At 42.7% G+C, this 25,773-nt stretch carries 26 protein-coding genes; 11 read left to right on the plus strand and 15 right to left on the minus strand.

Annotated elements, in window-relative coordinates:
• Window positions 1–14: 14 nt before the first annotated feature.
• The 3 genes from R7Z10_RS19845 to R7Z10_RS19855 are packed head-to-tail and all read right to left on the minus strand — an operon-like array spanning window position 15 to window position 2,658.
• Window positions 15–803, minus strand: a complete 789-nt coding sequence (locus tag R7Z10_RS19845; RefSeq protein WP_213971433.1) for a glycosyltransferase family 2 protein — start codon at window positions 801–803, stop codon at window positions 15–17.
• Window positions 800–1,567, minus strand: coding sequence for a glycosyltransferase family 2 protein (locus R7Z10_RS19850; RefSeq protein WP_005395793.1), 768 nt, complete (start codon window positions 1,565–1,567; stop codon window positions 800–802). Before R7Z10_RS19850 ends, R7Z10_RS19845 begins: the two co-directional genes overlap by 4 nt.
• A gap of 35 nt (window positions 1,568–1,602) precedes the next feature.
• A complete protein-coding gene (locus R7Z10_RS19855) occupies window positions 1,603–2,658 on the minus strand; it encodes a glycosyltransferase family 9 protein (RefSeq protein WP_170893627.1) in 1,056 nt (351 codons plus the stop codon).
• Between the two features lie 107 nt (window positions 2,659–2,765).
• Between R7Z10_RS19855 and R7Z10_RS19860 the strand changes: the two genes are divergently transcribed.
• The 9 genes from R7Z10_RS19860 to R7Z10_RS19900 all read left to right on the plus strand — a co-directional run bounded on the left by R7Z10_RS19860 (window position 2,766) and on the right by R7Z10_RS19900 (window position 9,793).
• The gene (locus tag R7Z10_RS19860) at window positions 2,766–3,173 is read left to right on the plus strand and encodes a diacylglycerol kinase (RefSeq protein WP_005395798.1); all 408 of its coding nucleotides are present in this window, start codon (window positions 2,766–2,768) and stop codon (window positions 3,171–3,173) included.
• An 11-nt stretch (window positions 3,174–3,184) separates the two neighbouring features.
• Window positions 3,185–3,895 carry a 3-deoxy-D-manno-octulosonic acid kinase gene (locus R7Z10_RS19865; RefSeq protein ID WP_170893628.1) on the plus strand — a complete coding sequence of 237 codons (711 nt, stop codon included), beginning with the start codon at window positions 3,185–3,187 and terminating at the stop codon, window positions 3,893–3,895.
• Between the two features lie 144 nt (window positions 3,896–4,039).
• On the plus strand, window positions 4,040–5,104 hold the full coding sequence (gene rfbB / locus R7Z10_RS19870; RefSeq protein ID WP_318075966.1) for a dTDP-glucose 4,6-dehydratase: 1,065 nt from the start codon (window positions 4,040–4,042) through the stop codon (window positions 5,102–5,104).
• Window positions 5,104–5,970, plus strand: a complete 867-nt coding sequence (rfbA, locus tag R7Z10_RS19875) for a glucose-1-phosphate thymidylyltransferase RfbA (protein ID WP_005379428.1) — start codon at window positions 5,104–5,106, stop codon at window positions 5,968–5,970. Before rfbB ends, rfbA begins: the two co-directional genes overlap by 1 nt.
• Complete coding sequence (locus tag R7Z10_RS19880) at window positions 5,971–6,384, plus strand: FdtA/QdtA family cupin domain-containing protein (RefSeq protein ID WP_005489486.1); 414 nt, start codon at window positions 5,971–5,973, stop codon at window positions 6,382–6,384. It begins immediately after the preceding gene.
• Entirely contained in the window at window positions 6,371–6,892 is a 522-nt protein-coding gene (locus tag R7Z10_RS19885; protein WP_017634982.1) for a GNAT family N-acetyltransferase, read from the plus strand. Before R7Z10_RS19880 ends, R7Z10_RS19885 begins: the two co-directional genes overlap by 14 nt.
• Window positions 6,892–8,001 (plus strand): DegT/DnrJ/EryC1/StrS aminotransferase family protein, encoded by a 1,110-nt coding sequence (locus tag R7Z10_RS19890; RefSeq protein WP_017634981.1) that lies wholly within the window; start codon window positions 6,892–6,894, stop codon window positions 7,999–8,001. The genes R7Z10_RS19885 and R7Z10_RS19890 overlap by 1 nt, the downstream gene beginning before the upstream one ends.
• Window positions 8,001–8,933 (plus strand): glycosyltransferase family 2 protein, encoded by a 933-nt coding sequence (locus R7Z10_RS19895; protein WP_017820715.1) that lies wholly within the window; start codon window positions 8,001–8,003, stop codon window positions 8,931–8,933. The genes R7Z10_RS19890 and R7Z10_RS19895 overlap by 1 nt, the downstream gene beginning before the upstream one ends.
• Complete coding sequence (locus tag R7Z10_RS19900; RefSeq protein ID WP_017820716.1) at window positions 8,930–9,793, plus strand: hypothetical protein; 864 nt, start codon at window positions 8,930–8,932, stop codon at window positions 9,791–9,793. Before R7Z10_RS19895 ends, R7Z10_RS19900 begins: the two co-directional genes overlap by 4 nt.
• Window positions 9,794–9,841: 48 nt before the next feature.
• On the opposite strand, the gene R7Z10_RS19905 is transcribed toward R7Z10_RS19900, so the two are convergent.
• The 12 genes from R7Z10_RS19905 to R7Z10_RS19960 form a co-directional block, all read right to left on the minus strand.
• The gene (locus R7Z10_RS19905; RefSeq protein ID WP_017634976.1) at window positions 9,842–10,522 is read right to left on the minus strand and encodes an acylneuraminate cytidylyltransferase; all 681 of its coding nucleotides are present in this window, start codon (window positions 10,520–10,522) and stop codon (window positions 9,842–9,844) included.
• A 2-nt stretch (window positions 10,523–10,524) separates the two neighbouring features.
• Window positions 10,525–11,160 (minus strand): HAD family hydrolase, encoded by a 636-nt coding sequence (locus R7Z10_RS19910; protein WP_017820717.1) that lies wholly within the window; start codon window positions 11,158–11,160, stop codon window positions 10,525–10,527.
• Window positions 11,144–12,754 (minus strand): aldolase catalytic domain-containing protein, encoded by a 1,611-nt coding sequence (locus R7Z10_RS19915; RefSeq protein ID WP_213971432.1) that lies wholly within the window; start codon window positions 12,752–12,754, stop codon window positions 11,144–11,146. Before R7Z10_RS19915 ends, R7Z10_RS19910 begins: the two co-directional genes overlap by 17 nt.
• A gap of 103 nt (window positions 12,755–12,857) precedes the next feature.
• Entirely contained in the window at window positions 12,858–14,132 is a 1,275-nt protein-coding gene (gene waaA, locus R7Z10_RS19920) for a lipid IV(A) 3-deoxy-D-manno-octulosonic acid transferase (protein ID WP_213971431.1), read from the minus strand.
• Window positions 14,126–15,181, minus strand: coding sequence for a lipopolysaccharide heptosyltransferase II (gene waaF, locus R7Z10_RS19925; RefSeq protein ID WP_025768326.1), 1,056 nt, complete (start codon window positions 15,179–15,181; stop codon window positions 14,126–14,128). The genes waaA and waaF overlap by 7 nt, the downstream gene beginning before the upstream one ends.
• Window positions 15,178–15,900 carry a glycosyltransferase family 25 protein gene (locus tag R7Z10_RS19930; protein ID WP_005379459.1) on the minus strand — a complete coding sequence of 241 codons (723 nt, stop codon included), beginning with the start codon at window positions 15,898–15,900 and terminating at the stop codon, window positions 15,178–15,180. The genes waaF and R7Z10_RS19930 overlap by 4 nt, the downstream gene beginning before the upstream one ends.
• Window positions 15,897–16,883: a lauroyl-Kdo(2)-lipid IV(A) myristoyltransferase gene (lpxM, locus tag R7Z10_RS19935; RefSeq protein WP_017634970.1), complete on the minus strand. Its 987-nt coding sequence runs from the start codon at window positions 16,881–16,883 to the stop codon at window positions 15,897–15,899. Before lpxM ends, R7Z10_RS19930 begins: the two co-directional genes overlap by 4 nt.
• Before the next feature lie 127 nt (window positions 16,884–17,010).
• Complete coding sequence (gene rfaD, locus R7Z10_RS19940; protein ID WP_017634969.1) at window positions 17,011–17,952, minus strand: ADP-glyceromanno-heptose 6-epimerase; 942 nt, start codon at window positions 17,950–17,952, stop codon at window positions 17,011–17,013.
• 148 nt (window positions 17,953–18,100) lie between these two features.
• Window positions 18,101–20,293 (minus strand): YjbH domain-containing protein, encoded by a 2,193-nt coding sequence (locus R7Z10_RS19945; RefSeq protein WP_318105691.1) that lies wholly within the window; start codon window positions 20,291–20,293, stop codon window positions 18,101–18,103.
• A complete protein-coding gene (locus R7Z10_RS19950) occupies window positions 20,290–21,048 on the minus strand; it encodes a capsule biosynthesis GfcC family protein (RefSeq protein WP_213971429.1) in 759 nt (252 codons plus the stop codon). Before R7Z10_RS19950 ends, R7Z10_RS19945 begins: the two co-directional genes overlap by 4 nt.
• Complete coding sequence (locus R7Z10_RS19955) at window positions 21,045–21,725, minus strand: YjbF family lipoprotein (RefSeq protein WP_140278278.1); 681 nt, start codon at window positions 21,723–21,725, stop codon at window positions 21,045–21,047. The genes R7Z10_RS19950 and R7Z10_RS19955 overlap by 4 nt, the downstream gene beginning before the upstream one ends.
• A gap of 69 nt (window positions 21,726–21,794) precedes the next feature.
• Complete coding sequence (locus tag R7Z10_RS19960) at window positions 21,795–22,019, minus strand: hypothetical protein (protein WP_025503633.1); 225 nt, start codon at window positions 22,017–22,019, stop codon at window positions 21,795–21,797.
• Window positions 22,020–22,414: 395 nt separating this feature from the next.
• Here R7Z10_RS19960 and R7Z10_RS19965 point away from each other — a divergent pair, with 395 nt between their 5' ends.
• The gene (locus R7Z10_RS19965; protein ID WP_213971428.1) at window positions 22,415–22,933 is read left to right on the plus strand and encodes a porin family protein; all 519 of its coding nucleotides are present in this window, start codon (window positions 22,415–22,417) and stop codon (window positions 22,931–22,933) included.
• Between the two features lie 65 nt (window positions 22,934–22,998).
• Window positions 22,999–25,767: an SLBB domain-containing protein gene (locus R7Z10_RS19970; protein ID WP_213971427.1), complete on the plus strand. Its 2,769-nt coding sequence runs from the start codon at window positions 22,999–23,001 to the stop codon at window positions 25,765–25,767.
• The last annotated feature ends 6 nt before the right edge of the window (window positions 25,768–25,773 follow it).

Consider the following 25,773-nt stretch of genomic DNA (forward strand, 5'->3'; position numbering starts at 1 on the left):
CCCTTTTTATAATCTTAAGCTTCTAGAAATTGATCAACACCATTCTCACAGCGTTTAAGCTTGTTTTTAATGGTGTTTTCTAAAATCTCGTCATTTTGTCCGAGTGACGCACGAGAGTTTTCTACGTGGTACAAGTGGTAGCCTACACCTGCGAATTTTAGGTAAAGACGTGACTTACCCGCATTCAACATGCGATGAACAAACTCGCTGTCTTCGCGTCCCCATCCAACAAAATCTTGGTTGAAGCCATTCACCTCGATGACATCTTGTCGCCAAAACGCCATGTTGCAGCCGCGAGTGGCTTTATCGTTATTACGCTCGTAAGAGAACCATTTCGATAGCAAGGCGTTGGTGATGCAGTTTTTACGATTGCGAATGCCTTTGCTGAAAATGGAAGGCACTAAGCCGTTTTCCATGATGGCCTTGCTGCAGCTTTCATCCGTTAACACACGTCCACCCTGCACAAACCAATTTGGTTTTGCGACTTGCTTATGTGATTCAATAAACGTTTGGGACAGCACCATGTCGCCATCAATCATGATGAGGTAGTCACCTGATGCTTTGGCGATCGCACGGTTGCGGCTCATTGAAAGCTGAAAGCCATTATCCTCGTGCCAACTATGAATCAGTGGAACCGGAAAACCTTCACGCATTTGGTCAACCATTGCTTTGGTGTCTTCTCGAGAGCCATCATCTGCAAGAATTACTTCGTCAGGCAAAACGGTTTGACGTTTCACGCTTTCTAACACCGCTTTTAATGCTTCTTTCCAGTTGTAAGTGGTGATAATTAAAGTCGTTTTCATGATTTTTTTGCCTGTTCACGTAAGTAGAGATCGATATATTTTACAAAAGTAGAGTGCATGCTTAGCCAAGCTAGAATGAAGCCATGTTTGCCATCAAGGAAACCTCGTTTGAGAACATACATCTTCAAAAAGCTCGCAAGAGCGTGAACGATAGCGGTCGTTAACCCCGCTTTCTTTTTTCCTTCCCGTTCATCTGTCCAGGCCTTGAGGTATCCAGTGGTTTTATTGATGTAATGATGAAGGTGCTCGTAAGTGTAGTGATGCAGTCGACCATCCAGTTTTTCAGTTTGATAGTTTTTCTCATCAACTTTTTCATGAACGAGCGAATCATTATATTGCGTATATTCGGTGCGATATAAGCGCACAATCCAGTCTGGAGACCAACCAGAATGGTAGATGAACTTACCAAACGCTGAGCTTAGTCGATTAAGTTTGTATAAAACGTTCGGCTTATTGGCTGATACCGCGTGTAAGATACTTTCTTTTAGCTCTGGAGTGACTTGTTCGTCTGCATCAAGCCATAAAACGTAGTCTGCCGTAACGTATTGCTGCGCAAGTTGGCGTTGTTTACCGAAACCTGGCCAATCTAGATTGGTGTAAAACTTATCTGTGTATTGTCGGGCGATTTCTTCGGTGCGATCGGTGCTGCCCGAGTCTAGAAGGACAATCTCATCGACCCAATCTTTTACTGTGTCTAGACAAGCTTGTAAGTGCTTCTCTTCATTTTTTACAATTAAGGCAACGGCTAAGGTTGGTTTGGACAAGGTCATTTCCTTCTTAACAAATCAAGACAGTAAGTTTACTGGTATTGAGGATACAAATCTTCTAAGACTTGATCGAACATGCTCATTACTTGAGTGCTGGTAATGCGGTTCATTGCCGTTTCATCTTTAGCGCGAGTTCGCCAGCTTAACTCGTGACTGTTTTTACCTGTTTCCGCAAAGATCGTTTCTTCATACACTGAGATAACGTATTTTAGGTAGCGGTAAGGTCCCACTCGCAGCGGATTATGGTGTGCATAGAGCCCGATGATTGGCGTTTTCATGGCATTCGCCATGTGTGCTGGTCCGGTATCGGGGGCGATGACTATTTCAACCTTATCTATTAACGCAAGCATTTGTAGAATTGAACTTTGTCCAACTAAATTTAGACACGGCTCTTCCAAGCGAGATTGAATGACTTCTGCCAGATCCAATTCTACCTGAGCAGGGCTGCCTGCCAGAATCACGTTCCAGCCTTTTGCTCTGGCGTGATGAATCACATCCACATAACCTTCCGCGTTCCAGTTTTTATAAGCTTTGCTCGCACCAGGCACAATCAGCAGGTTAGGTTTACTACGAGAAATATGAGACTCTGCCCAAGCTTGGTCGTGGTCTGAATAAGAAAGTACCCAGTCTAGTTCTGCCTTTGGTACCCCAATTTGATGGGCAAAGGCCATTAAGCCATCTGCGACATGCAGAGATTGCGGGGAAGGCACTTTGACATTGGTAAATAGTGTTTGAAAGTCCTGGCTTCTATCAGAAGAGAAACCAAGTTTGTATTTTGCTTTAATGCCCAACGTTGCGACACTTGCTCGAATCGCGTACTGCATATGCAATAGCGCATCAAACTCTCTGCCTTTCAGCTGTCGCCAAAGTGATTTGTAGCCATCAAGTCCCGCTTTTTTATCAAAAACAATCACTTCTACACCATCGATGGCGGCTAATAACTGGGCTTCAAGTTTACCCGTTATCCAAGTAATCTGGGTCGAAGGCCAGTGTTTCTGAATAGCTTGAATGGTGGCGATAGTATTGCAAACGTCTCCGATAGCGGACAAACGCAAGACGCATAGTGACGATGGGGCAGAAGTGAACATAATTATTGTCTGATTCGATGAATAGAGGCAGGTAAATTATGCAGACATCCCCAATAAATGTAAAATACACGGCTCGAATATAGCTAAGTACTGATAAGTGTTCTGCAATGTCAAAGACAACACCACATCAATCGCAAGAATCTGGCAAGCCGGGTAACACCGGACTAAAGCGCATCGTTAAAGCGACGGGTTATTCGATCCAAGGATTAAAAGCGGCTTTTAAGCATGAAGCTGCCATTCGACAAGAGTTGGCTCTGTTGAGTATTGCTGTGATTTTGGCTTGGCTAGTGGATGTCGGCATGGTTGAGCGTATCTTAATGATCGGGGTCGTGGTATTAGTCTTGATTGTAGAGCTTGTAAACTCAGCGATTGAGGCGGTAGTGGATCGTATCGGTATTGAACGGCATGAACTCAGTGGGCGAGCTAAAGATATAGGCTCTGCTGCCGTTATGGTTGCTTTGGCGTTTGCTGCATTTACTTGGTTGTATATATTAGCCAGCCGGTATTTAGGCTAGAGGGTGAGCGCATGACTCAACAGTATAAAAACAACAACCAAGTGATCTGGTTTGATGACGAGATCATTACAGACCCTAGCCAACCGATATTTGATGCGGAATACTGGCAGTCCTTAGACAAGGTGGTTGGCAGTGCGACGGGGCGAGGCACGACATGGTTTATCCAACTAGAGAACATGCAAGCGGCACTACGTCATTACCGTCGTGGCGGTTTGTTTGGGAAGTTAGTTAACGATCATTATTGGTTCTCTGGCTGGGATAACACCCGTTGTGCGCAAGAGTTTCAGCTTTTGTTGGCGCTAATTGAGGCTGGGGTGCACGTTCCTCGTCCTATTGCAGCAAGAGCCGTAAAGTCAGGACTCTTCTATCAAGCTGATTTATTAAGTGAGCGAATCCCAAACGCCAGAGATCTGGTTAGTATCTTGCAAGAACAGTCTTTATCGGTAGAAATGTATCAGAAAATAGGGCAAGAAATTGCCAAGATGCATCAGGTTGGCGTTAACCATACCGATTTGAATATCCACAATATCTTGATCGACGACAAAGATAAGGTATGGATTATCGATTTTGATAAGTGTCGTTTTGAAACTTCTGGTGACTGGAAGCATCAAAATCTAAATAGACTTCTGCGTTCATTTAATAAAGAGCGTTTAAAGCGACAGATTATTTGGCAAGAATCCGATTTTGAACATTTTCAGGACGGTTATACTTCTCAATCTTAATTGAGTTTTTTATCATTTTATATTAATTGCTCTAAGTAAGCCTTCTTGAGTCTCACGATGCTCGAGTGAGTCTATAAACTACAATAATCATAAAGTATTCATGTGTATCTGATGGCACAAAAATTAACGTAGGTAACATTTGTAATGAAAATATTAGTAACCGGTGGAGCTGGCTTCATTGGGTCAGCCGTTGTCCGACATATCATTCGTGACACCCAAGATACCGTTATCAATTTAGATAAACTGACCTACGCAGGGAATCTAGAATCACTGGTTGATGTCTCAGAGAGTGAACGTTACCACTTCGAGCAAGTGGATATCTGTGACCGAGCTGAACTAGATCGCGTGTTTTCAGAGCATCAACCCGATAGGGTGATGCATTTGGCCGCCGAGTCTCATGTCGATCGCTCTATTGATGGTCCTGCTGCTTTTATTGAGACCAACGTGATGGGCACTTACCATTTGCTTGAAGCGGCTCGTCAATATTGGTCGGGCTTAGATGAAGCGCGCCAATCGGCATTCCGTTTTCATCATATTTCTACGGATGAAGTGTATGGCGATTTAGAGGGTACGGACGATTTGTTCACCGAAACCACCTCATACGCGCCGAGCAGCCCATATTCTGCATCTAAAGCTTCGAGCGATCACCTGGTTCGCGCTTGGCAACGTACTTATGGCTTACCAACACTTATCACTAATTGCTCCAACAACTATGGCCCGTACCACTTCCCAGAGAAGTTGATCCCTCTGATGATTTTAAATGCCCTCGATGGCAAGCCGTTGCCTGTGTATGGTGATGGTATGCAGATCCGAGATTGGCTGTTTGTGGAAGACCATGCTCGCGCGCTGTACAAAGTGGTCAACGAAGGTGAAGTCGGTGAAACCTACAACATTGGTGGCCATAACGAAAAAGCCAACATCGAAGTGGTGAAAACCATTTGTGCTTTGCTTGAAGAGCTGCGACCAAACAAACCTGCAGGTGTTGAGTCTTATGAATCTTTGATCACGTATGTGAAAGATCGCCCAGGTCATGATGTGCGTTACGCAATTGATGCCACCAAGATTGCTCAAGAGCTTGGCTGGACGCCAGAAGAAACGTTTGAAAGCGGTATTCGCAAAACCGTGGAATGGTACCTCAATAATCAGCAATGGTGGCAACGCGTGCTTGATGGTTCATACAGTTTAGAGCGATTAGGAGCGGGCGAATAATGAAAGGCATTATTTTAGCAGGTGGCTCGGGCACTCGCCTTTACCCTATTACACGCGGTGTCTCTAAGCAGTTACTGCCGGTTTATGACAAACCAATGATTTACTACCCGTTGTCGGTACTCATGCTAGCTGGTATTCGTGAAATCTTGATCATCACCACGCCAGAAGACCAGGAAGGATTTCAGCGCCTATTGGGTGATGGCTCAGAGTTTGGCATTGAGTTGCAATACGCGATTCAACCAAGCCCAGACGGCTTAGCTCAAGCCTTCATCATTGGTGAAGAATTCATTGGCGATGACTCAGTATGTTTGGTGCTGGGTGACAACATCTTTTATGGGCAAGGGTTCACTCCAAAGTTGCAGCAAGCCGCTGCTTTAACGGAAGGTGCGACGGTCTTTGGCTATAAAGTGAAAGATCCTGAGCGCTTTGGTGTGGTGGAATTTGATGAAGAGATGCGAGCGCTATCGATTGAAGAGAAGCCATTCAAGCCAAAATCCAATTACGCCGTGACCGGACTGTATTTCTACGATAACCGCGTTGTGGACATTGCCAAAACTATTCAACCGTCCCATCGTGGCGAGCTAGAAATTACGAGTATTAACCAAGCTTACTTAGAGCAAGGGAAGTTGACGGTTGACGTGCTAGGGCGTGGCTTTGCGTGGTTAGACACGGGAACACATGGCAGCTTGCTTGAAGCTGCTCACTTTGTCGAAACGATCGAGAAACGCCAAGGTTACAAAGTGGCTTGCTTAGAAGAGATTGCGTATCGCCGAGGCTGGTTAACGCGAGAGCACATTCAAGCTGCAGGAAAAGCCTTATCTAAAAACGATTATGGCCGCTATCTTCTAGAGTTATTGGAAGAATAAATGTCGAATATACCGCTAATATCTTTTCAGAAAATGGGTGATGAGCGAGGTTCACTAATCTCGTTAGAGCAACACAAAAACATTCCGTTTGATATCAAACGTATTTACTACATTTTTGATACACAAAGCGGTTTAGCTAGGGGCTTTCATGCACACTACGACTTAGAGCAAGTCGCTATCTGTATGAAAGGTAGCGTGACTTTCGTCATTGATGATGGCACCACGAAAGAGAAAGTGACGCTTTCATCTCCCGATGTAGGACTGCATATCAAAGGCTTAAAATGGCGTGAGATGCACGACTTTTCTGAAGATTGTGTGCTAATGGTTGTCGCTAGTGAATTGTATGATGAAGCCGATTACATACGCGATTATGCTGAATTTTTGAATGTGGTAAACAAACATGCTGAAAAGTAAGACAATACAACTTCGCCTTGTTCAAGAAGATGATGCAGAGTTTATAACTCAGCTTCGAGGTGATGAAAAATACAATACACACTTGTCCAAATGCGATACGAGTGTTGAAGCACAAAGATTATGGATAAGAGCGTATAAAGAGGACGAGCAACAAAAGAAGCAGTTTTACTTCATTATAGAGAGGCTAGATGGAACCAAATGCGGAACAGTTAGACTTTACGACTTTAAAGGTGTTTCTTTTTGTTGGGGAAGTTGGATCCTGAATCATGAAAAAACACGTTACGCTGCCCTCGAAAGTGCTCTTTTAGTTTATCAATTTGGCTTTGATGTGTTGGGTTTTAAAAAATGCCACTTCGATGTTCGCAAAGATAACCATGCGGTAAACAAATTCCATGAAAAGTTCGGTGCTCGACTCGTTGGCGATACAGACTTGGATTATCTTTATGAAATATACCCGTCAGATATTGAGCCAATGAAATTGAAGTGTGAAAAAATCCTAGGTAGATAATGAACGTTAATTTTTTAGAGCTAAAGCGCTTAAATGCCGAGTACGAAGACGAATTGAAACAAGCCTGTGCACGCGTGATTGAATCTGGCTGGTATATCCTTGGCAAGGAAACGGAACAGTTTGAACAAGCATTTGCTGACTACTGTGGTGTTAAACACTGTATAGGCGTTGCGAATGGCTTAGATGCTTTAACACTGACGTTAAAGGCTTGGCGAGAGCTAGGAAAAATCAACAAAGGTGATGAAGTTATCGTACCGGGTAATACCTATATCGCATCGGTATTGGCGGTCACCGAAGCGGACTTGGTTCCGGTGTTTGTGGAGCCGGATGAGCAGACGCACAATATCAGTCCTGAAGCGATTGAAGCGGCGATTACAGAAAAGACGAAAGTCATTTTGCCGGTGCACCTGTACGGCCAGTTGGCCGATATGCCAGCGATTATGGCGTTGGCAACAAAACACAATCTTCTCGTGTTGGAAGACAGCGCCCAGTCTCATGGTGCGACACTTGATGGTAAGAAGTCTGGAGCATGGGGTGACGCCTCAGGCTTTAGCTTCTATCCGGGTAAAAACCTAGGTGCATTGGGTGATGGTGGCGCTATTACGACCAACGATGAAGAGCTTGCCGAAACCTTGCGTGCCCTTCGAAACTACGGTTCACATGTTAAATACCAGAATCTTTATCAAGGATTGAACAGTCGTTTGGATGAAATTCAGTCGGCGATGTTGTCAGTGAAACTGAACTACCTTCCAGCGCAGACGAAAGCGCGTCAGGAGCTGGCGGCATTTTACTTACGCGAAATCAACAACCCGAATATTATCTTGCCGGAAGTGACAGAGCCTGAGGCACATGTATGGCATTTGTTTGTGGTGCGAACTTCACACCGAGATGCATTGGTTAAGCATTTATCAGAGCATGGTATTCAAACACAAGTACATTACCCGATAGCGCCGCATAAACAGCAGGCTTATAAAGAGTTTGGTCATCTGTCATTAGCGTTGACTGAGCAGTTACAAAATGAGGTGCTGTCATTGCCAATGTCGTCCTACTTGAGTGAAGACGAGAGTCAAGAAGTAGTCGATGCAATCAACTCTTTTAAGGTTGAGTAATGACACAAGAGCATGTGCAAGTATTAGAAGACGTGGTTTATGTCTTCTTTTGTTATAAACAATCTCGTTATCTTGAGAAAACATTGCCAGCGGCATTGAACCAGACCGTGTGGCCAAGCCAATTATTGATCTTGGATGACTGTTCACCTGATGATAGTCATAAAATAATTCTATCGCTTTTAGAGTTTGCGCCTAAAGGATTAAATATTGAATATCGCCACAATAAGCAAAATGTTGGTTTAGTTAGCCAAATCAACTCCTTGCGGGGGCAATACCAAAATAAGCTTATTATTGTACAAGCTGGCGATGATATAGCGATGCCGAGCCGAGTTGAGGAAACTTATGAAGCCTGGTTGAAAAATGGCAAACCAAGCTTAATTATTGGTGGTTACGACAAAATTTCTGAGCAAGGCGATGTTATTGAGTCATTCGAATCGATTAAGCAAAATAAAAAGCCGTACACACTCGAAAATATTATTAATAGAAAGTGTGCAGTAGATGGTTGTTGCGCCGCTTTTACCTCTGATGTACTGAACGAGTTTGCTCCTTACAACAAAGACATCATCAATGAAGATCGCATCAATGTCCTTCGAGCCTTTTTGTTAAATGGTATTCATCATGAAAACAAAAAATGGATCCAATATCGATTGGGTGGCATATCAACGTTCGCAAAAGAAACACGTGAAGAAAGGTATGACAACACAGTAATTAATGCTCAGCGTGAACTGCAAGATCTTAAAATGAACTTGCGAGATGCAGAGAGTAAAAACGCCACTAAAGTTGTGAGTGCGATTAAAAAGCGTATGTGTACCGCTGAGTTTATGGCATCACTTTCACAATCAAAGTCTGCTTTGTACAGCGAAGCGATTTGTTATTTTGTTAAAACGCTGGATTATCGAACGGTTTTAAAAGTTTTGCGTAGGTTAAGATGAATAAAATTAAAAATATAAAGCAATCGATAAGTATGAAGAGGCATTTTTCTTCAACTTTCCGTTCATTCAAAAAGCGAAGCGATAAAAGCACTGATTCACCTAAAGACTTTTATCGTACACATGAGAAATGTACGGTTTTAGGTAATGGACCATCCTTAAAGTCAGATATTAATAGTATTGGTACAGATAGTGATGTGATTGCTGTTAATCATTTCTCAGAGTCTGAGCATTTTACGGCGTTGAAACCTAATAAATATATTTTAATTGATAGCTATTTCTGGGATGAAACCACCCATAGCTCTCTGGTGGAAAAAAGAGATAAATTGTTTAAAGATCTAAATGAACTTGTGTCTTGGGAAATGCAATTGATTATTCCTGACTTTGCTGACAGAGAGTTCATTCAAGGCAATATCAAAAACAGCAACATAGCGATAAAAGTGCTGCGAGCAATTCCTAGTAATGTAACTAATATTAAATATGGCCCAATGGCACTATCTTCTGGTATCGTCGCACCTCCAGCTGTCAATGTGCTTATCTTTGCTGTGTATGTAGCAATTCTATGTGAATATGATTCAGTGGAAATATTTGGAGCGGATATGAGCTTCCATAATGATGTCCATGTTGATCAAGAGAGCAACCAGCTTTATATGGTCTACAAGCATTTCTATGGAAAAGAAGAGAAGTTGCCGCTCCTAGAAAATCCTCAAAAGGTCAAACCTTTTAATATGACGGACTTGATGCGATTAACTTTCTTGACGTTTTATGCACATCAACTGTTAAATAAATGGGCCGATCTCAAAGGGGTAAAAATCGTGAATAGGTCTAGTTTCTCTATGATCGATGCTTATCCTAGACGATGAAATGACAGGTAAATAGACGCTACAATTGTAATGTCTATTTACCGATGATCATTTATTTTTCTGTAACCACATAGATTCAGCGAAAGTAAAGTCCTCTGGCCAATCTATATCAATTGAGCTCTCTGCATCCTGTATGTACATCGAAGGCTTTAGTCCAATTCGATCATTTAGCTTTTTGTAGTTTTCTACACTATTTAAAAAGACTGAGCTATCGATTTCATAAAGAGGTTCAATTGTCTGAGTTCTAGGCCATTTTTCTATATTACGATCGTAGCTAATTGGCTTATCTTTATTCCAAATAAACCCACGTAGTTCTTTGACCGTCATTAATGAATCATAACCTTCCGTGAGTGCTTGATTATACTGTTTGATAATAGCGCTATAACCTGACTCGTCTAAGAATGGTGAGGTTACATGAGTCCAAAGTACGTGACCCGTAGTAATAATCGAAGGAACATATCTAATAAGATCATCAGTGCTTGTTGAACTTGCCCCTAGGTGCTCTGGGCGTTCATCTATTCGTATGCGAGAATCTTTATATGTTGAAGCAAAATCCAGTACAAAGTCATCGTTTGAAGATACGACTATCGAATCTAGGTCAGTTATATTGATTAACTGATCCAGTTTGATTTTTAATAACCCACCTTTTACACCTGCAAAGTCTTTGGTATTTTTGTTTGGGATACGTTCACTGCCTTTCCGGCATGGTAGAAAAACATGGACACTCATGCTTACCAACTCCTTAGAATATTGAAACCTTCACTTTTTGATAAGCTTTCAAGCTCTTCTTTTACATTTGAAAAAGGAAGATAGCCAAGAAAATCAATATTATTCTCTTTGGCTGCGTGAAAGTCTGATAATGCGTCACCGATCATTAGAGCCGCGCCTGAAGACTCCTTTAGGATGGTTGCAACGTTATCTGCTTTCGCGGTAGGTGATCCTAGAATTAACGTAAAATATTGCGCCAGCTCTCTTTTAACAAATACTTCTCGTAATTCGTCTTGAGCAGATCCACTCGCTACATAGAGTTTGGCTGGGCAACCTGTAATTGCTGCAATAAAATTAGGCGTCAGTTGAGCTTCCATGTATAGCTCTTCACACTGCTTTGAGTAGCAGTTTAGTATACGTTCGTACAATGCTTCATCTGCATTTGTGATGAAATGTTCAACAAAGTAACTCACATGATGAAAACGCGATTTGCCAAAATTAGCTTTAAAATAAGTGCAACACTTATCTATTTCGAGCTCTGATACTTGGGCCATGCGTAAAGCATTACGCATGGCATCAATTTTGAGGTTATTTGAGTCTAGGATCACGCCATCGCAGTCAAAAATAACAGTATCATAGCCATTAAATAGCGGGTGCATAAATAGACCCTGCTTTTACTGGATAAGTGGTTGGGGTTAACGCTTGAATTGATGTACTTCCAAACTGCTGACTAACCATGCTAAAGATCTCATTCATTTCCATTTGGCGTCGGTCAGTCACATCATAACCATCAAAACCAACGAGAGATATCTTCTGCGCTTGACCTATAAAAGCGATACATAACGCATATGCAGCGGTATTATCATACGGTAGTGTACAGTAGTTTTTATGGGCGGTGAGAGTATCCTTCTCTATGGTGCTACTGTAATCAATCATAGAAATATTACTAAATTTACTTAGCTCGTCTTCGTCAAAGCGGTTCTTTGGCAAAAATACGGGTTTGGCTACCTCTGAGTAATGGCTGCTTTCTGACAAGTATTTAGAGTTATGAGATACAGCAAAGTAATCGAAAAGCTCAGTGTTAATCTCATGCTTTGTATTGATGCCAATTACGATAGGCTTTCGAGTCTTAATGTATGTCTCGATCGCGATTTTATGTGTTGCAGCATTAGGCGTATTAGTGACCAGTAAAATTTCTTTTCCTGAAAAGATCCCTGATAGGTCTGATTGGCTTTCAGTTGGTTGGCTTATTTTCCCTACAGTAAGCGCTTCTTCTAAGACATCACCATTATAGCTTGTCGTACCTTCTAGCTTTTTTAAATGCTCGATAGCACCAACAATTTCTTCTGTTCCGTAATTAGGATTAGAAAGCATATTCTGAATATAAGTTGGGTGAATATCGTTTTTGGCTCCCAAGTAATATAGAAGGCTTGAGCCCCAACCGTATCTTCTTTGCATTGGCTCAAAATGGCGAATAACTAGTTCATATATTGCTGTTGGCAAGTATTTATCTAGTCCATCAAGTTCGGCGAGCAGGTTTTCGGTCTGGGCGTTCCCAGCGCCTCGTCCCATTCCGGTAACGGTCACATCCAACCATGTAACACCATTCGAACGAGCTGTCATCGTATTAGACATTGCTTGACCCATGTTGTTATGGGTGTGGATGCCAATGTCGCCATCCCAGTTTTGCTTTACAATTTCGGCAATGCGAGTGACTTCTGCACTATCCATATTACCGAGAGAGTCAGCAAAATAGATGACGTCAGGGTTTGCTTTTGCTACCGCCTGTACTTTTTCCGCTATAACCACGGATGGTTTTCCGCCCGCTTGCATCAGATTTAAGCCAACGATATACCCCATTTCTTTGAAAGCTTTAATCATGCTTTCACACTGCTCTGCTTCATTGAAATGTGCCGCGATACGAACGAGATCAACTTTACTTTCTTGTGCTGGTACAAAAAGATCATTGATGGCAGCGACAACAGGTTTACCCGCATCTAGCAAAGTTTTTGCGTCAACCATTACGCCGTATGTCGGACCTTTCGGTAGGTGTAGCGTGTTTAGAAACTCTTCAGTCGTATAAGCAAATGGACCACTGTAAACAGACTTAGGATAGTTACGAAGCCCTAACTCAACATAATCAATTTTAGCTTTTGCAACTGCTGTGAGGTAAGCGTCAACGACTTCTGGTGAAAAGTCCCAGTGGTTATAGTAGCCAACATCGCGAAGAGTACAGTCTAAAATTTTTTGCATAATGGATATTCTTTTTAAGTTAAACAGGTAAAGTGCTTAGTACAGTAAAACATACAAGCTTAATAGTAAAAGTGAGGTATTTATCAAACTAATTATTAAGTTATTACTTATCACTTTGGGGGAGTAAGCTCATTGTTCGGTTTAGAGCGCCTTGATTGGATGAGGCCCATTTATTAGCATGCAAAGCTCGGAGTAAATATTTATCTTGTTGAGAAATGATCTCTGTAGTCCTTAGGGCAAGGGTCGTTGAGTCTGGCACAATTAAGATACCATCCACAGCTAGTAAGTTTTCAACAATCTCCTTAAAGTTGAAATAGCTAGGGCCAGTGATTATGACTTTTTCTAACATGGCAGGCTCTAGCACATTGTGCCCACCAACCTTATCTCCAATTAGGCTTCCACCCATAAAGCAGATGTCCGCTGCGCCCATCAACGTTAGCATCTCACCCATTGTATCGCCGAGATATACTTGAGTATTCGTCTCTACTGCATGCGTTGAAGTACGACGCACAGTTTTAAATCCTTGCTGTTGGCAAAGCGTGAATACATCATCAAATCGTTCTGGATGGCGAGGAACCAAAACGAGTAAAGCATTTGGATGAGATTTTAAAACTTGTCTATGTGCATCTAATACCTGTTCGTCCTCGCCTTTGTGGGTGCTAGCTGCAATCCAAATCGGACGATCGTTTCCAAGTTGGGCTCGAAGCTGCTGTCCTTGCTGTTTCACTTGCTCTGATATTTGAATATCGAACTTAATCGAGCCAGTAACGGATAGTTTCTTTTTCTCAACGCCTAAGCGTTCGAAGCGCTCTGCATCTGAATCCGTTTGGCAGAGTACTTGAGTTAGGCATGGATGAAGCTGGTTAAAAAGCCGCTGTATTTTGGCGTAGTTCTGACACGATTTTTCAGATAGGCGCGCATTCACGACAGTTATAGGGATACCCGCTTTGTGAACATTGTGAAGCGTGTTTGGCCACAGCTCAGTCTCAATGATCAACATCTGTTTTGGCTGCACTGCTTTAAGAAAACCTTTGATAGCGAACCCAAAGTCAATTGGCATATAGCGGTGTTCAATTAAATCACCCAACTTAGCAATCTGTTCAGCTCCCGTACTTGTTGTTGTTGTAACTAGAATAGATTGTTCGGGGTTTTGTTCCTTAAGGGCTTTGATTAAAGGTGTTGCTGCTATGCTTTCACCAACAGATACGGCATGTATCCAAATAGGTTTGTCGTTGCTTTTTAACTTGGGGGTTATGCCAAAGTGCTCTTTCCAGCGAGAGCCGAACTTAGGCTTATTTGGTTTGCTCTTGTACAAACCAAATAAAAGCAGCGGTGACGCTAGGGCGAGTAGTAAGGTATAAATAATGCGAACTAACATGAGCTTATCGTAATGGCGTCAAGTTTTTGGATACTATCTAGCACTTGCTTAGGCGAAAGTTCTGTCAAGCACTTAAGGTGTTTGTACTGACATTCACGCTGGAAACAAGGGCGACAATCAATATCGGTATGAACAATCTCCACTTTTTCTGCGAGTGGGGGGGTGTACTTCGGTGAAGTTGAGCCATACACTGCAACAACATTACAACCAACCGCAGCTGCCACATGCATTAAGCCTGAGTCATTCGCGACAACAGTCTTACATGCAGCAAGTAGGTCGACCGCTTCAATTAAGCTGGTTTGGCCTGCCAGAACATGAATGTGCTCATGGAATTGCGTCGGAACAAGTGCGCGAATATTGTTACAAGTCTCTAAGTCTTTTTGAGAACCAAACAACCAGATTTGATGTCCAGAACGAGCCATTTGCGTCGCAACTTCAGCGTAGTGTGTTTCGGGCCATTTTTTGGCAGGACCAAACTCTGCTCCTGGGCACAGTCCGATAATTGGTTGGTCTTGGGCTAAGTTGAACTTTTTGATCGTGGCTTGTTGCTCTGCCGCGTTGATTGCAAGGCGAGGGCGAGGTAAGGTTTCAAGCCCGCCAAGAGAGTTAGAGTCCACCATTTCTGCTTTTGGATAAGCTAACGCTACATAGCGCTCTACCATGTACTGAAAAGACTTCATGTTAGGGCGTAAATCATTCAATAAACCATAGCGCATTTCTCCTTTCCAGCCAGTACGAAGAGGAATGTTGGCAAACCATGGGATCAGTGCCGATTTCGCTGATTTAGGCAAGATATAGGCGTGGTCATATTGCTTTTCACGTAATGATTTGCCAATTTCCCTGCGGCCTAATAAGTTAAACTCACCATGACCGATAGGCATTTCAATCGCTTGATGGATTTCTGGCATACGCTCAAGAATCGGTTTACACCATCCTGGAGCGATAACGTCAATTTGGCTATCTGGATGGCGTTGCTTTAATACGATATATAACGATTGCGACATTACCATATCGCCGACCCATGCAGGGCCAATGACTAAAATCTTCATGCTTTGTTTTTCCAGTATAGGAATTTCAAAATTGACTCATAAGTTCTAAAAAGTTCAGCGTATATTTTATTCGCAAGAGTCATTTTGGATTTATCTTTTCTTTTACCACCAATCGTCGAAGCAATCTCTGCTCTAGTAAAGAGATCTGGAGACACGCTGTAGACTTGAACACCATGTCTCCATGGTTTTTCCATGTAGTCATCGACTGGTTCAATAAACTCTTGAGCATGCATAACAAACTTTGAGGCTGCTTTAGGTGTAACGATATAAGCGGTGGTACCACAAGTGCCTGCTGAGTATCCCCCTAGCATATGATTATCATCAATCGGTACGATTGGGGTGAATACACGCTTCTGAGTGGCAGACAACTTGATGTAGTCATAATTAGAAGTCAATGGAAGGGTATGTTCGAGTACTTGCTTCAGCCCTTCTACGGGGTCGACGTTGTCTTCTAAGATGACGATCGGTTCATCAAGCTCAACACAGCGAACCCACAACTCGTAATGGCTTGCAAAACAGGCGACTTCACTGGTTTTTAATTGATACCCTTTGCGGCGTAGAGTAATGGTAGGACGACTTTTTTCTGAATGAAGAAAACGGTCAACAGAGCCATCTACTGCATCAAAAAATTCAAACGTAATGTCTTGTTGTTTTAACTTTTCTTCAATACGTTCTCGGCGATCTAGCGATCGAGCCAAGCTTACGACAAATACTTTCACTGCACTTTCCAGTCGCTGTTATATCTTGGTTTAAACAAATTGTAATAGTTATTGCCGTCTTCTTGAGAGTGCAGCAACTGTAGTACCCACATATATTGTTCGGGTTTATCACCGACAAAATATTCAATGGCTTCATTACAGGTACGAGCGTCTTGCTCTTCGCCTTTATCCAGCTCAAACGCTGGTAAAATCTCAATATCAAACGTACCATCTTCAGTGTTCATCGACGCAAATAGAGGCAGTACTTTTGAGCGTGATAGTTTCGCAATTTTGCCTAAACCAGGTAGCGTTGCTTTACGTGTTGCAAAAAAATCCACAAACACACTATGCTCTGGGCCGTGATCTTGATCAGGTAGATAATACCCTACATAGCCATCTCGAATGGATTTCAGAAAAGGCTTAATGCCACCTGAGCGTTCATAAACACGACCACCGTATTGGACCCTTTGCTTGTGCATCAGCCAGTCAGCAACATCATTCTTTTGCTTCTTCGCCATTGCAGAAACTGGCATTCCCATTGAAGCGAGCAAGATAGCAGGCACATCAATAGCCCAAGAGTGGGGAACCATTAAAATTACATTTTCGTTGTTATCAATGTGCTGTCGTAAAATGTCTAGGCCGCGAATTTGGCAACGGTTCTGAAGCCATTTTGGTGAGCGTAAACTTAGTAACCCGAAGCGAAAAAAGAACATGGCCGCTGTGTAGAGTGTTTTTTCTATCAAAGCTTCACGTTCTTGGAACGATTTTTCCGGAAAACACAGCTCAAAGTTAACCCTCGCTCGATGAGCTGGACCTTTGTGGGATTTAGACAGTTTTTTGGCTATGGTTTTCGCCAACCACTTTTGTAAACCCAGTGGCATTAATGATAACGGTAAAAATAAGATAACACCTAACCACGTGCCCCAGTACTTAGGCGACAGAAAGTGGCGCTTAAACTCAGGGTTATATGCTTTGGGGTCGAAGTCATCACGTTTTATGGTCATGGCGTGTCTAGTTACCTATTCGTGTACGGGCGAAGTGGTTTAAATGAGAAAAAAGATAGTTAGGAATGATACAGGCTATTGCATTTGAGTAAAGGTGGCAGGTTATGGTTCTACCACCTTGTGGTGCTTAACTGTTTTGGATAGTCAAGTATTCGGCAACGCCTTCTGCAACTGTCTTGAATTCAACATCACAGCCTGCGGTGCGCAGTTTGGTCAGATCCGCTTGTGTGAATTCTTGGTAAGCGCCTTTTAGGTGCTCAGGGAATGGGATGGTTTCAATTTGGCCTTTGCCATGATGCTTGATAACTGCTTTTGCTACCTCTTCAAAAGATTCAGCACGGCCAGTACCACAGTTAAAAATGCCTGATACGCCGTTTTCTAAGAACCACAGGTTTACTTTACAGACATCACCAACGTAAACGAAGTCGCGTTTGAATGATTCGCTGCCCGCGAACAATTTAGGATTTTCACCTGCGTTAAGTTGGTTGTTTAGGTGGAACGCAACTGATGCCATGCTACCTTTGTGGTCTTCACGTGGGCCATATACGTTGAAGTAGCGGAAGCCGGTGATTTGAGAAAGGGTCTCACCATGTTCTTCAGCGTCTTGCCATAGGCGACGAACGTAGTTATCAAACTGCTGTTTCGAGTAACCGTATACATTCAGTGCGCCTTCGTATTCGCGTTCTTCAACGAAAGTATCTGTATCGCCGTAAGTGGCTGCTGAAGAAGCGTATAGGAATGGAATCTCGCGATCTAAACAGTAATGAAGCAGCTCTTTAGAGTACTCGTAGTTGTTTAGCATCATGTACTTACCATCCCACTCAGTCGTTGCAGAGCAAGCACCTTCGTGGAAAATTGCCTCAATCGGACCAAAATCATCGCCCGCCATAATTTGGGTCAGAAAGTCGTCACGATCCATGTAATCTGTGATGTCCAGATCAACTAAGTTCTTAAATTTTTTTCCATTTTTTAGGTTGTCGACAACCAGGATATCGTTAATACCAGCTTCGTTTAGTGCTTTAACAATGTTGCTGCCGATCATGCCAGCGCCACCAGTTACGATGATCATAGAACTTCCACCATAGATTAAAATTTTCTCAGGAATTCTAGCAAGAAACGAAAAGTAGCGCTATTGGAAGCAGGAAGATAGGTTTTAGTCTTCTATGACTCAGTATCTAGATATGAAAAAGGGAGCCGCAGCTCCCTTGATTACTTTATTATTCCACATCCGAACGGTTAGGCCTTTGATACCAAGGATTTCGCTCATCGGTCAATTCAATCAAGCTGTATTTACGTCCGAGTTTCTGTCCTCCGTCACGAGTAAGAGGCTGCCAACTAAAGTTCGCACGATTGTTACTTGGCTTAACGGTCATGATGTCAAACGGAATCGACAAGTAGAAACCTTTAGTAAAGCTACCTTCACCAAATTCGTCCGCAGACAAGTCTGTAAATGAGGCAAAGGCGCCAGCAATTACGCCACTCTTGAACTGCTTAGAAATATTGATTTGTGTACCTACATCACCAGCTAGGAACTGACCAACATCGACTTGGATCATCAAATCTTGTAGGAAATCCCATTGAGGGTAGTAGTAACCAGATACAAAACCAGTGAAGCCTTTATCAATAACTTGGAACGGACGTCCATATTCTGGCACGTTTTGCCATTTCTCATCGTAAACACCGAAGTAACTTTGTGGATCACGTTGAGAAATTACGTTGACGTCAGCGCCAATCGCCCAGTTAGCTCCTTGTGGTCGGTAAAGAAACTCGGTACCTACTCCGGCAAACATGCTCTCCAGATAACCCGCGTAGAATTGCTGGTCCATCGTATTGGAATACTCTTGGAACCAAGTCAATTGTAAGTTTGACATGGTTACAGCATGTTCATTTTGGTAAGCTCGGAACATGGTGCGAACACGAGGAACTGTAGTGCCATCAGGTGGAGTTACATAGATAAACTTATCGTAGTTGTTATACCAATCCCAGTACAGTGAGCCACCGATCTCTAGGTTGTCAGCTAACCAATAAGAAGCACTGCCACTCAAGCCAATACTAAACAAATAAAAGTCTTCTGCGCTTCCCAGTGTTTGAACTAACTTTGGTGCAAAGCCCCAATCAAAGCGCTCAAATCCATCATAGACAGACTCTCCTGTTGGCTTAGTAGTAGCTATGGAGGTGGTATCTTCTATTTTCGGGTTGATATAATTGACTTGAGCAAAGTCGCGATATTTCTCTTTAGAAATAATAGTTTGCTCACTGATTAAGCCTCGGTTACGTTCATTGATCGCATAGATATCAATACCGTCAGGCATTTCATTATGGAGTACAGCTGCGGCTTTTTCGTGTGCTTCGTTACGGTCACGATATTTCTTCTGCTCACCAACGACAGTTACTGTATTATCATCGACATAAATGCGCGTGTTTTGGTAACCAGCAATTTTATCTAAATCTTCTGTTACACGTTCCCAGTCAACATCAGATAGTTCTTCAGGCTGGTTATCTTTCACTTCAGGGGTTGGTGTGTCTCGCCAGAATGATGGCATATCATTGAAATTAGTGTTTAGCGTTAAGCCCGCGACCAACGTGTCTCCACGTTCATAGCTTAAACGAAAATCGGCCATTCCTAGGCGGTAGAGCACTCCAAAGTTCCACGGTGTGTGCGGGGACATGTCTACACCCGCCATTACAGCTGGAAAGTCTTCGCTATAGTCGTTGCTATCATATTCTAATTTCAAACGAAGAGGGGAATGTAGAGTTTGATATTCTATCCCACCGAACAAAGCTGCTGAGCCTTTAAAAGCACGATCTAGGTTCGTGGTGCCTCCACTGGCAAGTGTGTCTGAAGGGCGTTCGCAGAAACTCTCAGAAAGCTTACATGTTGGATTAGATATGTTATTTCTAGTTCCTAAATACCCCCAACCTATCCCCAGTGTAAAATCGAATGTTCCAATATTGCTATTGGACCAACGTTTTGTTGCTGCGATGAATTCACCATCAAATAGTCCTGTTCCAGCAAAGTCTCGGACACCGAGAGAGACCTCAGGAATATACTGAGACTCTTTTAGCAATCGAACTTTGAAGTCTATACCTTTATCGGTGTACTCATTATCAACATTAGGAAAAGTTGGATCGTAGGGTATTGATGCTACTCTCGTATAACGAATAGTCGTCTCCAACCAAGGCATAACTTGTAATGTTGCATTATAAAAAAGGTATTCATCACTTCCGGTGACAGAAAAGTTGAACTCACCTTCTGGTGCCATACGTCCTGTTGGCATCTGCATTAAACCAACACCACCAAAATCAGATTGGGAAGGTTGTAAAGAGGGAGCTTCAAACGGCATGTCTTGAGCCCAAACCAATGCTGGGCCCATTAAAGAAAGGGTTAAGCTTTTTCTAATTGGCATCATTGCGGTCTCTTTGTGGAGTTTGGTATCAGTTGAGTGAGTAGGCGGACAATATCTTGATCCATTTCGGAGTGTTCAAAATCACCAAACGGGACATATACCAATGTCAGAGGTGGTAAGTAATATTGTGTTGTCAACCAAGCTCCATGATGCGGCTTAACTACGTGTCCATCTGGGTAAATCAACACTGGCGCATTTGATAATGTATCAATGTTACTTTCCAAGTTCTCTATTTGTCTTTGTAAAGGGATGCCTGCCTGATCCTTAACGGAATACACATTATTTAGGTTTCCTACGTAATACACTTTCTCTTCGCGTAGAGGAGTCGCTAGAGCGTAGGTACCGTGCAAAAGAGGATTATCGAATTTATTTAGTCGAATTTTATCAACATCAATTGCAGATAGTGCTCGTGGCGCAAAGCTTTGCTTCTTAATGAATTTGTAGAATGGATGTGCAACCAAATTGTGCTGGATCATTTGATTGAGTACCGAGTTCTTTAAAGCGGTAGACGTTTTCTCAGCACGATCCGATTTATCAAACAAAGTCGTACCAAGAGGGTATTGTAGTGAGACGTTGTGTTCTGAAGCGAGTGCTAGCACACTTTCTAAACGAGCAGGTACTTGGAATTGTAGCTGTTTACCCACCTGAAGCAACTCAACATTTAATGACTGTGTTGTAGAGGTTTCTGTTTGAGCTAAACTATATGAGCTCAAAAGTGGCATGACCAAACATAATAATGTGATTAGTTGCTTGCTCATGATTTACTATACCCCTTTAAAATGGTCAACTCAACCGGGATCATATTAGGTCCTAAATATTGTAAGGTTTTAACAACCTGACCTAGTTCATCAACCCAATAAATATTTTCGATACCGTGGGAAAGACTACTAAACTCAACAGTTTCTTTATATACATTGGTCGTAGCGCTAGACATTGGTGTCGTCAACGTTTCTTGACCTGAGTAAGAACGAGTCACACTTGCTGGAAAGCCATAACGATATTGTGTTGCCCAGTCGTATGAGAGTGCGTAGTTAACAGAGGCTGAATCAGAGGAAAAATCTGGCACATCACCATAAACACCCGCTAAGTCCCCATTCTGTAGACCTATCGTTTTGACGATATGCCCATTCTCCGTAACGATCATAGCTTTGTCAGCACTTACCCATTTCAGTTGTATTTTTCCATTGAGAGGATTTTGCTCTGCAAAAGCTAAAACAACAAAGACCTGTTTTTGATTCCCCAGTCTCAAATAGGCACTGGCATAAGGAACTGCGTTTATTTCGTCTGAGGACATCTCTACATCGATGTAGTTACCGTATGCTTCTTGGACGGTTGCTGAAACATCATTGAACTTTTGTGTACAACCCTGAATTATGAAGAATAACGGAAGAGTGAGAAGTGGGCGTATCCATTTAGACGCTTTGAAGATATTCATTGTACCCTCTTGTAAATAAAATCGCCCTGATTATTTCAGGGCGATCAGCTGGACTATACTAGAGCTAAATTATTTAGCTACTGAGCCAGAGCCAGAATTAGAGTTTGTTGCTGTAGACGAGTCACTATCTGACGCTGCAACTGCCACTACAGTTACAGCTGCTGCTGCACCTACTGCTACGGCTGTTGTACCTGTTGCAGATGCAGAAGCTGCGCCTGCTGAACCTGCTTCTTCTGCTGCAAATGCAGTTGATGCGCTTAGAGCCATAAGAATAGCTAGAGCTGTATTCTTCATTATTAATCCTTGTATATCCGGTATAAAAACATCGATGTTTGGTAGCATAAAAAATGCTCCAAACTATATTCTAGATAAAAAAGCGTTAGCATGTAAATAGTTTCTTATTTTGCCAGGCTTCCGATCTCATTCCTAACACCAACGTGACATAGCGCGGTTATCTTATTCCCTTACTTGCTGATAAACCATCAAGCGTGCATAATTTGGCGGCCTGTTCCTTCAGTATGGCTTAAGTGTTTGGAGGGAGCTGGGCGCTTGAATATAAAGAAAGCGATACAGTGGCTAACGCTCAACGCCGCCGGGCGGTAGCGTGCCAAAAATCAATAATTAATGAGTCTTCGAGGCGTACGTTGAAGTCCGTAGCACTCATTATTACCAGTACTAGGAACTTTTACGTGATAAGAAAACAGCATTGTTTAGGAATACTTAGTGTACTGTGCTTAAGCCTGAGTTCTTTTTCAGCATCTGCCGATTTTTACGCTGGTGCACTAGTGAGTTACTCAAATGCCGAATTGAAAAGCTCGCCTTCTGAGTCCGTGAAAGAGGGAAGCCCCTTTCTTCTTAGTGCGCAAGCAGGGTACTTCTTTAACGATTATATTGGTTTAGAAGGACGCTATGGAACGTCAGTTCAGCGTGATAGTGGGCTTGCCGTTGATAGTGCAATGAGTGGCTTTTTTAAGCTAAATATGCCTGTTTCAGAGCGAGTTGCACTTTACGGTTTAGCAGGGTACTCGAGCGTTCAACTTGACTTACAAAATGTAGGCTCCGACAAAGAGCAAGGATTCAGTTTTGGGTTAGGTATGCATTACGCTTTGAACAAACAAAGCGCAGTTGTGTTTGAGTTCGTTGATAACGTTTCAGAAAACCAAGTTCGCCTTAACTCGATTACACTGGGTTTCCAGCACAGATTCTAATTTAAATACCTAGAACTCAAACTTGAGCGCTAGGGCCTTTTATCCAATTATTATAGTGGCATATCATGTTTAAAGGATATCTCTCCATTGCCGTTTGTGTCTTGGCAAGCATGTTTGCGTCTTACTCGACTGCGCAAACACCTACTTCAGAACAAATCAAAATGTTTCAGAACTTACCAGCAGATCAGCAGCAAGCACTGGCGAGTAAGTATGGCTTTAGTATCCCTTCAGGCTCTTCTTCCCAGTCTACGTCATACTCAAATCCGCAAGTTATTCAACCTAGAACTCAATTGAGTGGGGCGAGTTCTACTGAAGTAGAAAAAATATGGGATACTAAAAAAGAAGATGATGAGTTACAACGCTTTGGCCTTGAACTCTTTGCTGGCTCTCCAAGTACCTTTGCTCCGATAAGTGATGTTCCAGTTCCGGCTAATTACACTGTGGGTGCAGGCGATGAAATCATCGTGCAGTTATTTGGTAAGGAGAACGAAACACATCGCTTACGTGTAAATCGCGCAGGAACAATCAACTTTCCTTCTCTTGGGCCAGTAAATGTTGCAGGTATGCACTTTTCTGATGTTAGAGACTCTCTAACGCAACGTGTAAAAGAGCAAATGATAGGTGTTCGTAGCGATATTTCATTAGGTGAACTACGTACCATGCAAGTATTTGTTATGGGCGATGCATATAAGCCAGGAGCGTACACGGTTAGCGCATTAACGACAATATCACAGGCTATCTACTACAGCGGTGGTTTTGGTGAAAGTGGGGCACTAAGAGATATTCAGCTAAAGCGTGACGGAAAAATTATTCGTAAGTTGGACATGTATGATCTGTTACTAAAAGGTGATGCGAGTGATGATGTGCGCTTACTACCGGATGATGTTGTTTTAATCGGCTCTGTTAAAGATACAGTCTCTATAGAAGGCGAGATTAATCGTCCTGCAATTTATGAGGTTAAGCCGGGTGAAACCTACCAACAACTTATTCAAATAGCTGGTGGTTTTACTGCCAACGCGTATAAAGAACAGCTAGAAATCAAACGCTATGCAACGCATGGGACTCGTGAAGCGGTCACTCTCGATTTTAGTAAGAGTCAAGATAAGCAAAGCAAAGTAAAAAATGGCGATGTTATTAAAATCTTGAAAAAAAGCGAAGAGCTTACTCGATATGTTCAAATCGAAGGGGATGTCAGACACCCTGGGTATGTAGAGTGGCATCAAAGTTTGCGTATTGCTGATTTGTTTAAATCTGTCGACTCTGCATTTAATGCCACTGCTGATGTTAACTACGCCGTTGTTGTTCGAGAAGTTAATACTCAACGTGATATCGAAGTATTTCAGATAAACCTCGCGAACGCGATTTTATCTCCTAACAGCAAAGACAATATGTCTCTACGTTCTCGTGACCGAGTTCTAGTCTTCAACCGGTTCAATAACGAAGATTTAGATACACTCGCTAATGATGAAGAAATTACAAAAGCGAAAACACTCGAGCAAGCTCAAAAACAGGCGGAGATGGAGCAACAGAAAGAACAGCAACAGATGAGCTCGTCTGTTGCTATGGTTAATAACCCTGCAGGTTCGATAATCGCAGGTAACAATGCGATGACTAGCAATAATCCGCAACAAACTAATTTCAATAACCAACAGAATTATGTTGGCTGGAACCAGCAAGCAAAAGAAGAAAGAAAAATTATTTTCCGCGGTAAAGAGATTACAGAGGAAGACTTTGAAAAGCTGAAGCAAAATACTCGTCGCACTTTGCTTGCACCAGTATTGTTACAACTCCAACAACAGTCTCGTTTGGGGCTAGCCCCTCAAATTGCAGAAGTATTTGGTGAAGTGAAGCACCCTGGGCGCTACCCGATTACTCCAAGAATGACGGTATCAACGCTGATTGAAGCCGCTGGTGGTTTGACTTATAACGCATTCACAATTAGCGCAGAGTTAGCACGAACCGCGATTAATAGTGCAGATGAGCGTGCTTATATTGATGTTGAACGGATTGATTTACGTAAAGCAATACAAGGCGGTACCTCAGACGATGCAGTTATCGTGGGCCGAGATCGTTTGAACATCTTAGAAAAGCCAAATGTGAAGCTACAAAGCACAGTAACTTTACAGGGTGAAGTTCGCTTCCCTGGAACCTATACATTGCGCCAAGGTGAAACCTTAAGTGAGTTATTGGGTCGAGCTGGTGGTCTGACAGAATTTGCTCACCCTCAAGGAGCAATATTCACGCGTGAGGCATTGCGCTTACAAGAGCAGAAGCTCTTAAATCAATACGCCGCTGATATGCGCGCAGAAACTGCGAAGAAAACATTCAGGGCCGACAGCAATATTGGTTCCGTAATTACCGATCCACAGAAAACGCTAGCATTTGTTGAAGAAGCAAGTCGCAGTAAGGCGCTTGGGCGTATGGTAGTGCAGCTAAACCGTATCTTCAAAGGTGATCGCTCAGCAGACTTTATGTTAGAAGACGGCGACTTCCTCTTTGTACCTACCTTCCGCAACACAGTTTCAATTATGGGTGAAGTTCAGGTTCCAATTACTTACTTGTTGGATAACAGACTTGATGTTAATGATTACTTGAACAAAGCAGGCGGTGCGAAGAAACAAGCGGATGAAGATCGCATCTTCGTAGTTCGTGCTGACGGCTCTGTTTACAAACCATCCTCTGGTTACTGGTTCGGTAACAACCAGGAGGAGCTGGAGGCTGGTGACACAATTGTCGTACCAATTGATACCGATTACCGAGATGCGCTAAGCACTTGGACAGCTGCAACACAGATCCTGTATCAGACAGGGGTAGCAATAAATGCTCTGAAGTAAAGCAAG

It is taken from the genome of Vibrio sp. Vb1018 (assembly GCF_033338775.1).
In the GTDB taxonomy this organism is placed as follows: Bacteria; Pseudomonadota; Gammaproteobacteria; order Enterobacterales; family Vibrionaceae; genus Vibrio; species Vibrio alginolyticus.

Coding starts and splice junctions, on each gene's coding strand:
- R7Z10_RS19845 (WP_213971433.1), bottom strand. CDS start 803: ATGAAAACGACTTTAATTATCACCACTTACAACTGGAAAGAAGCATTA.
- R7Z10_RS19855 (WP_170893627.1), bottom strand. CDS start 2,658: ATGTTCACTTCTGCCCCATCGTCACTATGCGTCTTGCGTTTGTCCGCT.
- R7Z10_RS19860 (WP_005395798.1), top strand. CDS start 2,766: ATGTCAAAGACAACACCACATCAATCGCAAGAATCTGGCAAGCCGGGT.
- R7Z10_RS19865 (WP_170893628.1), top strand. CDS start 3,185: ATGACTCAACAGTATAAAAACAACAACCAAGTGATCTGGTTTGATGAC.
- rfbB (WP_318075966.1), top strand. CDS start 4,040: ATGAAAATATTAGTAACCGGTGGAGCTGGCTTCATTGGGTCAGCCGTT.
- rfbA (WP_005379428.1), top strand. CDS start 5,104: ATGAAAGGCATTATTTTAGCAGGTGGCTCGGGCACTCGCCTTTACCCT.
- R7Z10_RS19880 (WP_005489486.1), top strand. CDS start 5,971: ATGTCGAATATACCGCTAATATCTTTTCAGAAAATGGGTGATGAGCGA.
- R7Z10_RS19885 (WP_017634982.1), top strand. CDS start 6,371: ATGCTGAAAAGTAAGACAATACAACTTCGCCTTGTTCAAGAAGATGAT.
- R7Z10_RS19890 (WP_017634981.1), top strand. CDS start 6,892: ATGAACGTTAATTTTTTAGAGCTAAAGCGCTTAAATGCCGAGTACGAA.
- R7Z10_RS19895 (WP_017820715.1), top strand. CDS start 8,001: ATGACACAAGAGCATGTGCAAGTATTAGAAGACGTGGTTTATGTCTTC.
- R7Z10_RS19900 (WP_017820716.1), top strand. CDS start 8,930: ATGAATAAAATTAAAAATATAAAGCAATCGATAAGTATGAAGAGGCAT.
- R7Z10_RS19905 (WP_017634976.1), bottom strand. CDS start 10,522: ATGAGTGTCCATGTTTTTCTACCATGCCGGAAAGGCAGTGAACGTATC.
- R7Z10_RS19910 (WP_017820717.1), bottom strand. CDS start 11,160: ATGCACCCGCTATTTAATGGCTATGATACTGTTATTTTTGACTGCGAT.
- R7Z10_RS19915 (WP_213971432.1), bottom strand. CDS start 12,754: ATGCAAAAAATTTTAGACTGTACTCTTCGCGATGTTGGCTACTATAAC.
- waaA (WP_213971431.1), bottom strand. CDS start 14,132: ATGTTAGTTCGCATTATTTATACCTTACTACTCGCCCTAGCGTCACCG.
- waaF (WP_025768326.1), bottom strand. CDS start 15,181: ATGAAGATTTTAGTCATTGGCCCTGCATGGGTCGGCGATATGGTAATG.
- lpxM (WP_017634970.1), bottom strand. CDS start 16,883: ATGACCATAAAACGTGATGACTTCGACCCCAAAGCATATAACCCTGAG.
- rfaD (WP_017634969.1), bottom strand. CDS start 17,952: ATGATCATCGTAACTGGTGGCGCTGGCATGATCGGCAGCAACATTGTT.
- R7Z10_RS19945 (WP_318105691.1), bottom strand. CDS start 20,293: ATGATGCCAATTAGAAAAAGCTTAACCCTTTCTTTAATGGGCCCAGCA.
- R7Z10_RS19950 (WP_213971429.1), bottom strand. CDS start 21,048: ATGAGCAAGCAACTAATCACATTATTATGTTTGGTCATGCCACTTTTG.
- R7Z10_RS19955 (WP_140278278.1), bottom strand. CDS start 21,725: ATGAATATCTTCAAAGCGTCTAAATGGATACGCCCACTTCTCACTCTT.
- R7Z10_RS19960 (WP_025503633.1), bottom strand. CDS start 22,019: ATGAAGAATACAGCTCTAGCTATTCTTATGGCTCTAAGCGCATCAACT.
- R7Z10_RS19970 (WP_213971427.1), top strand. CDS start 22,999: ATGTTTAAAGGATATCTCTCCATTGCCGTTTGTGTCTTGGCAAGCATG.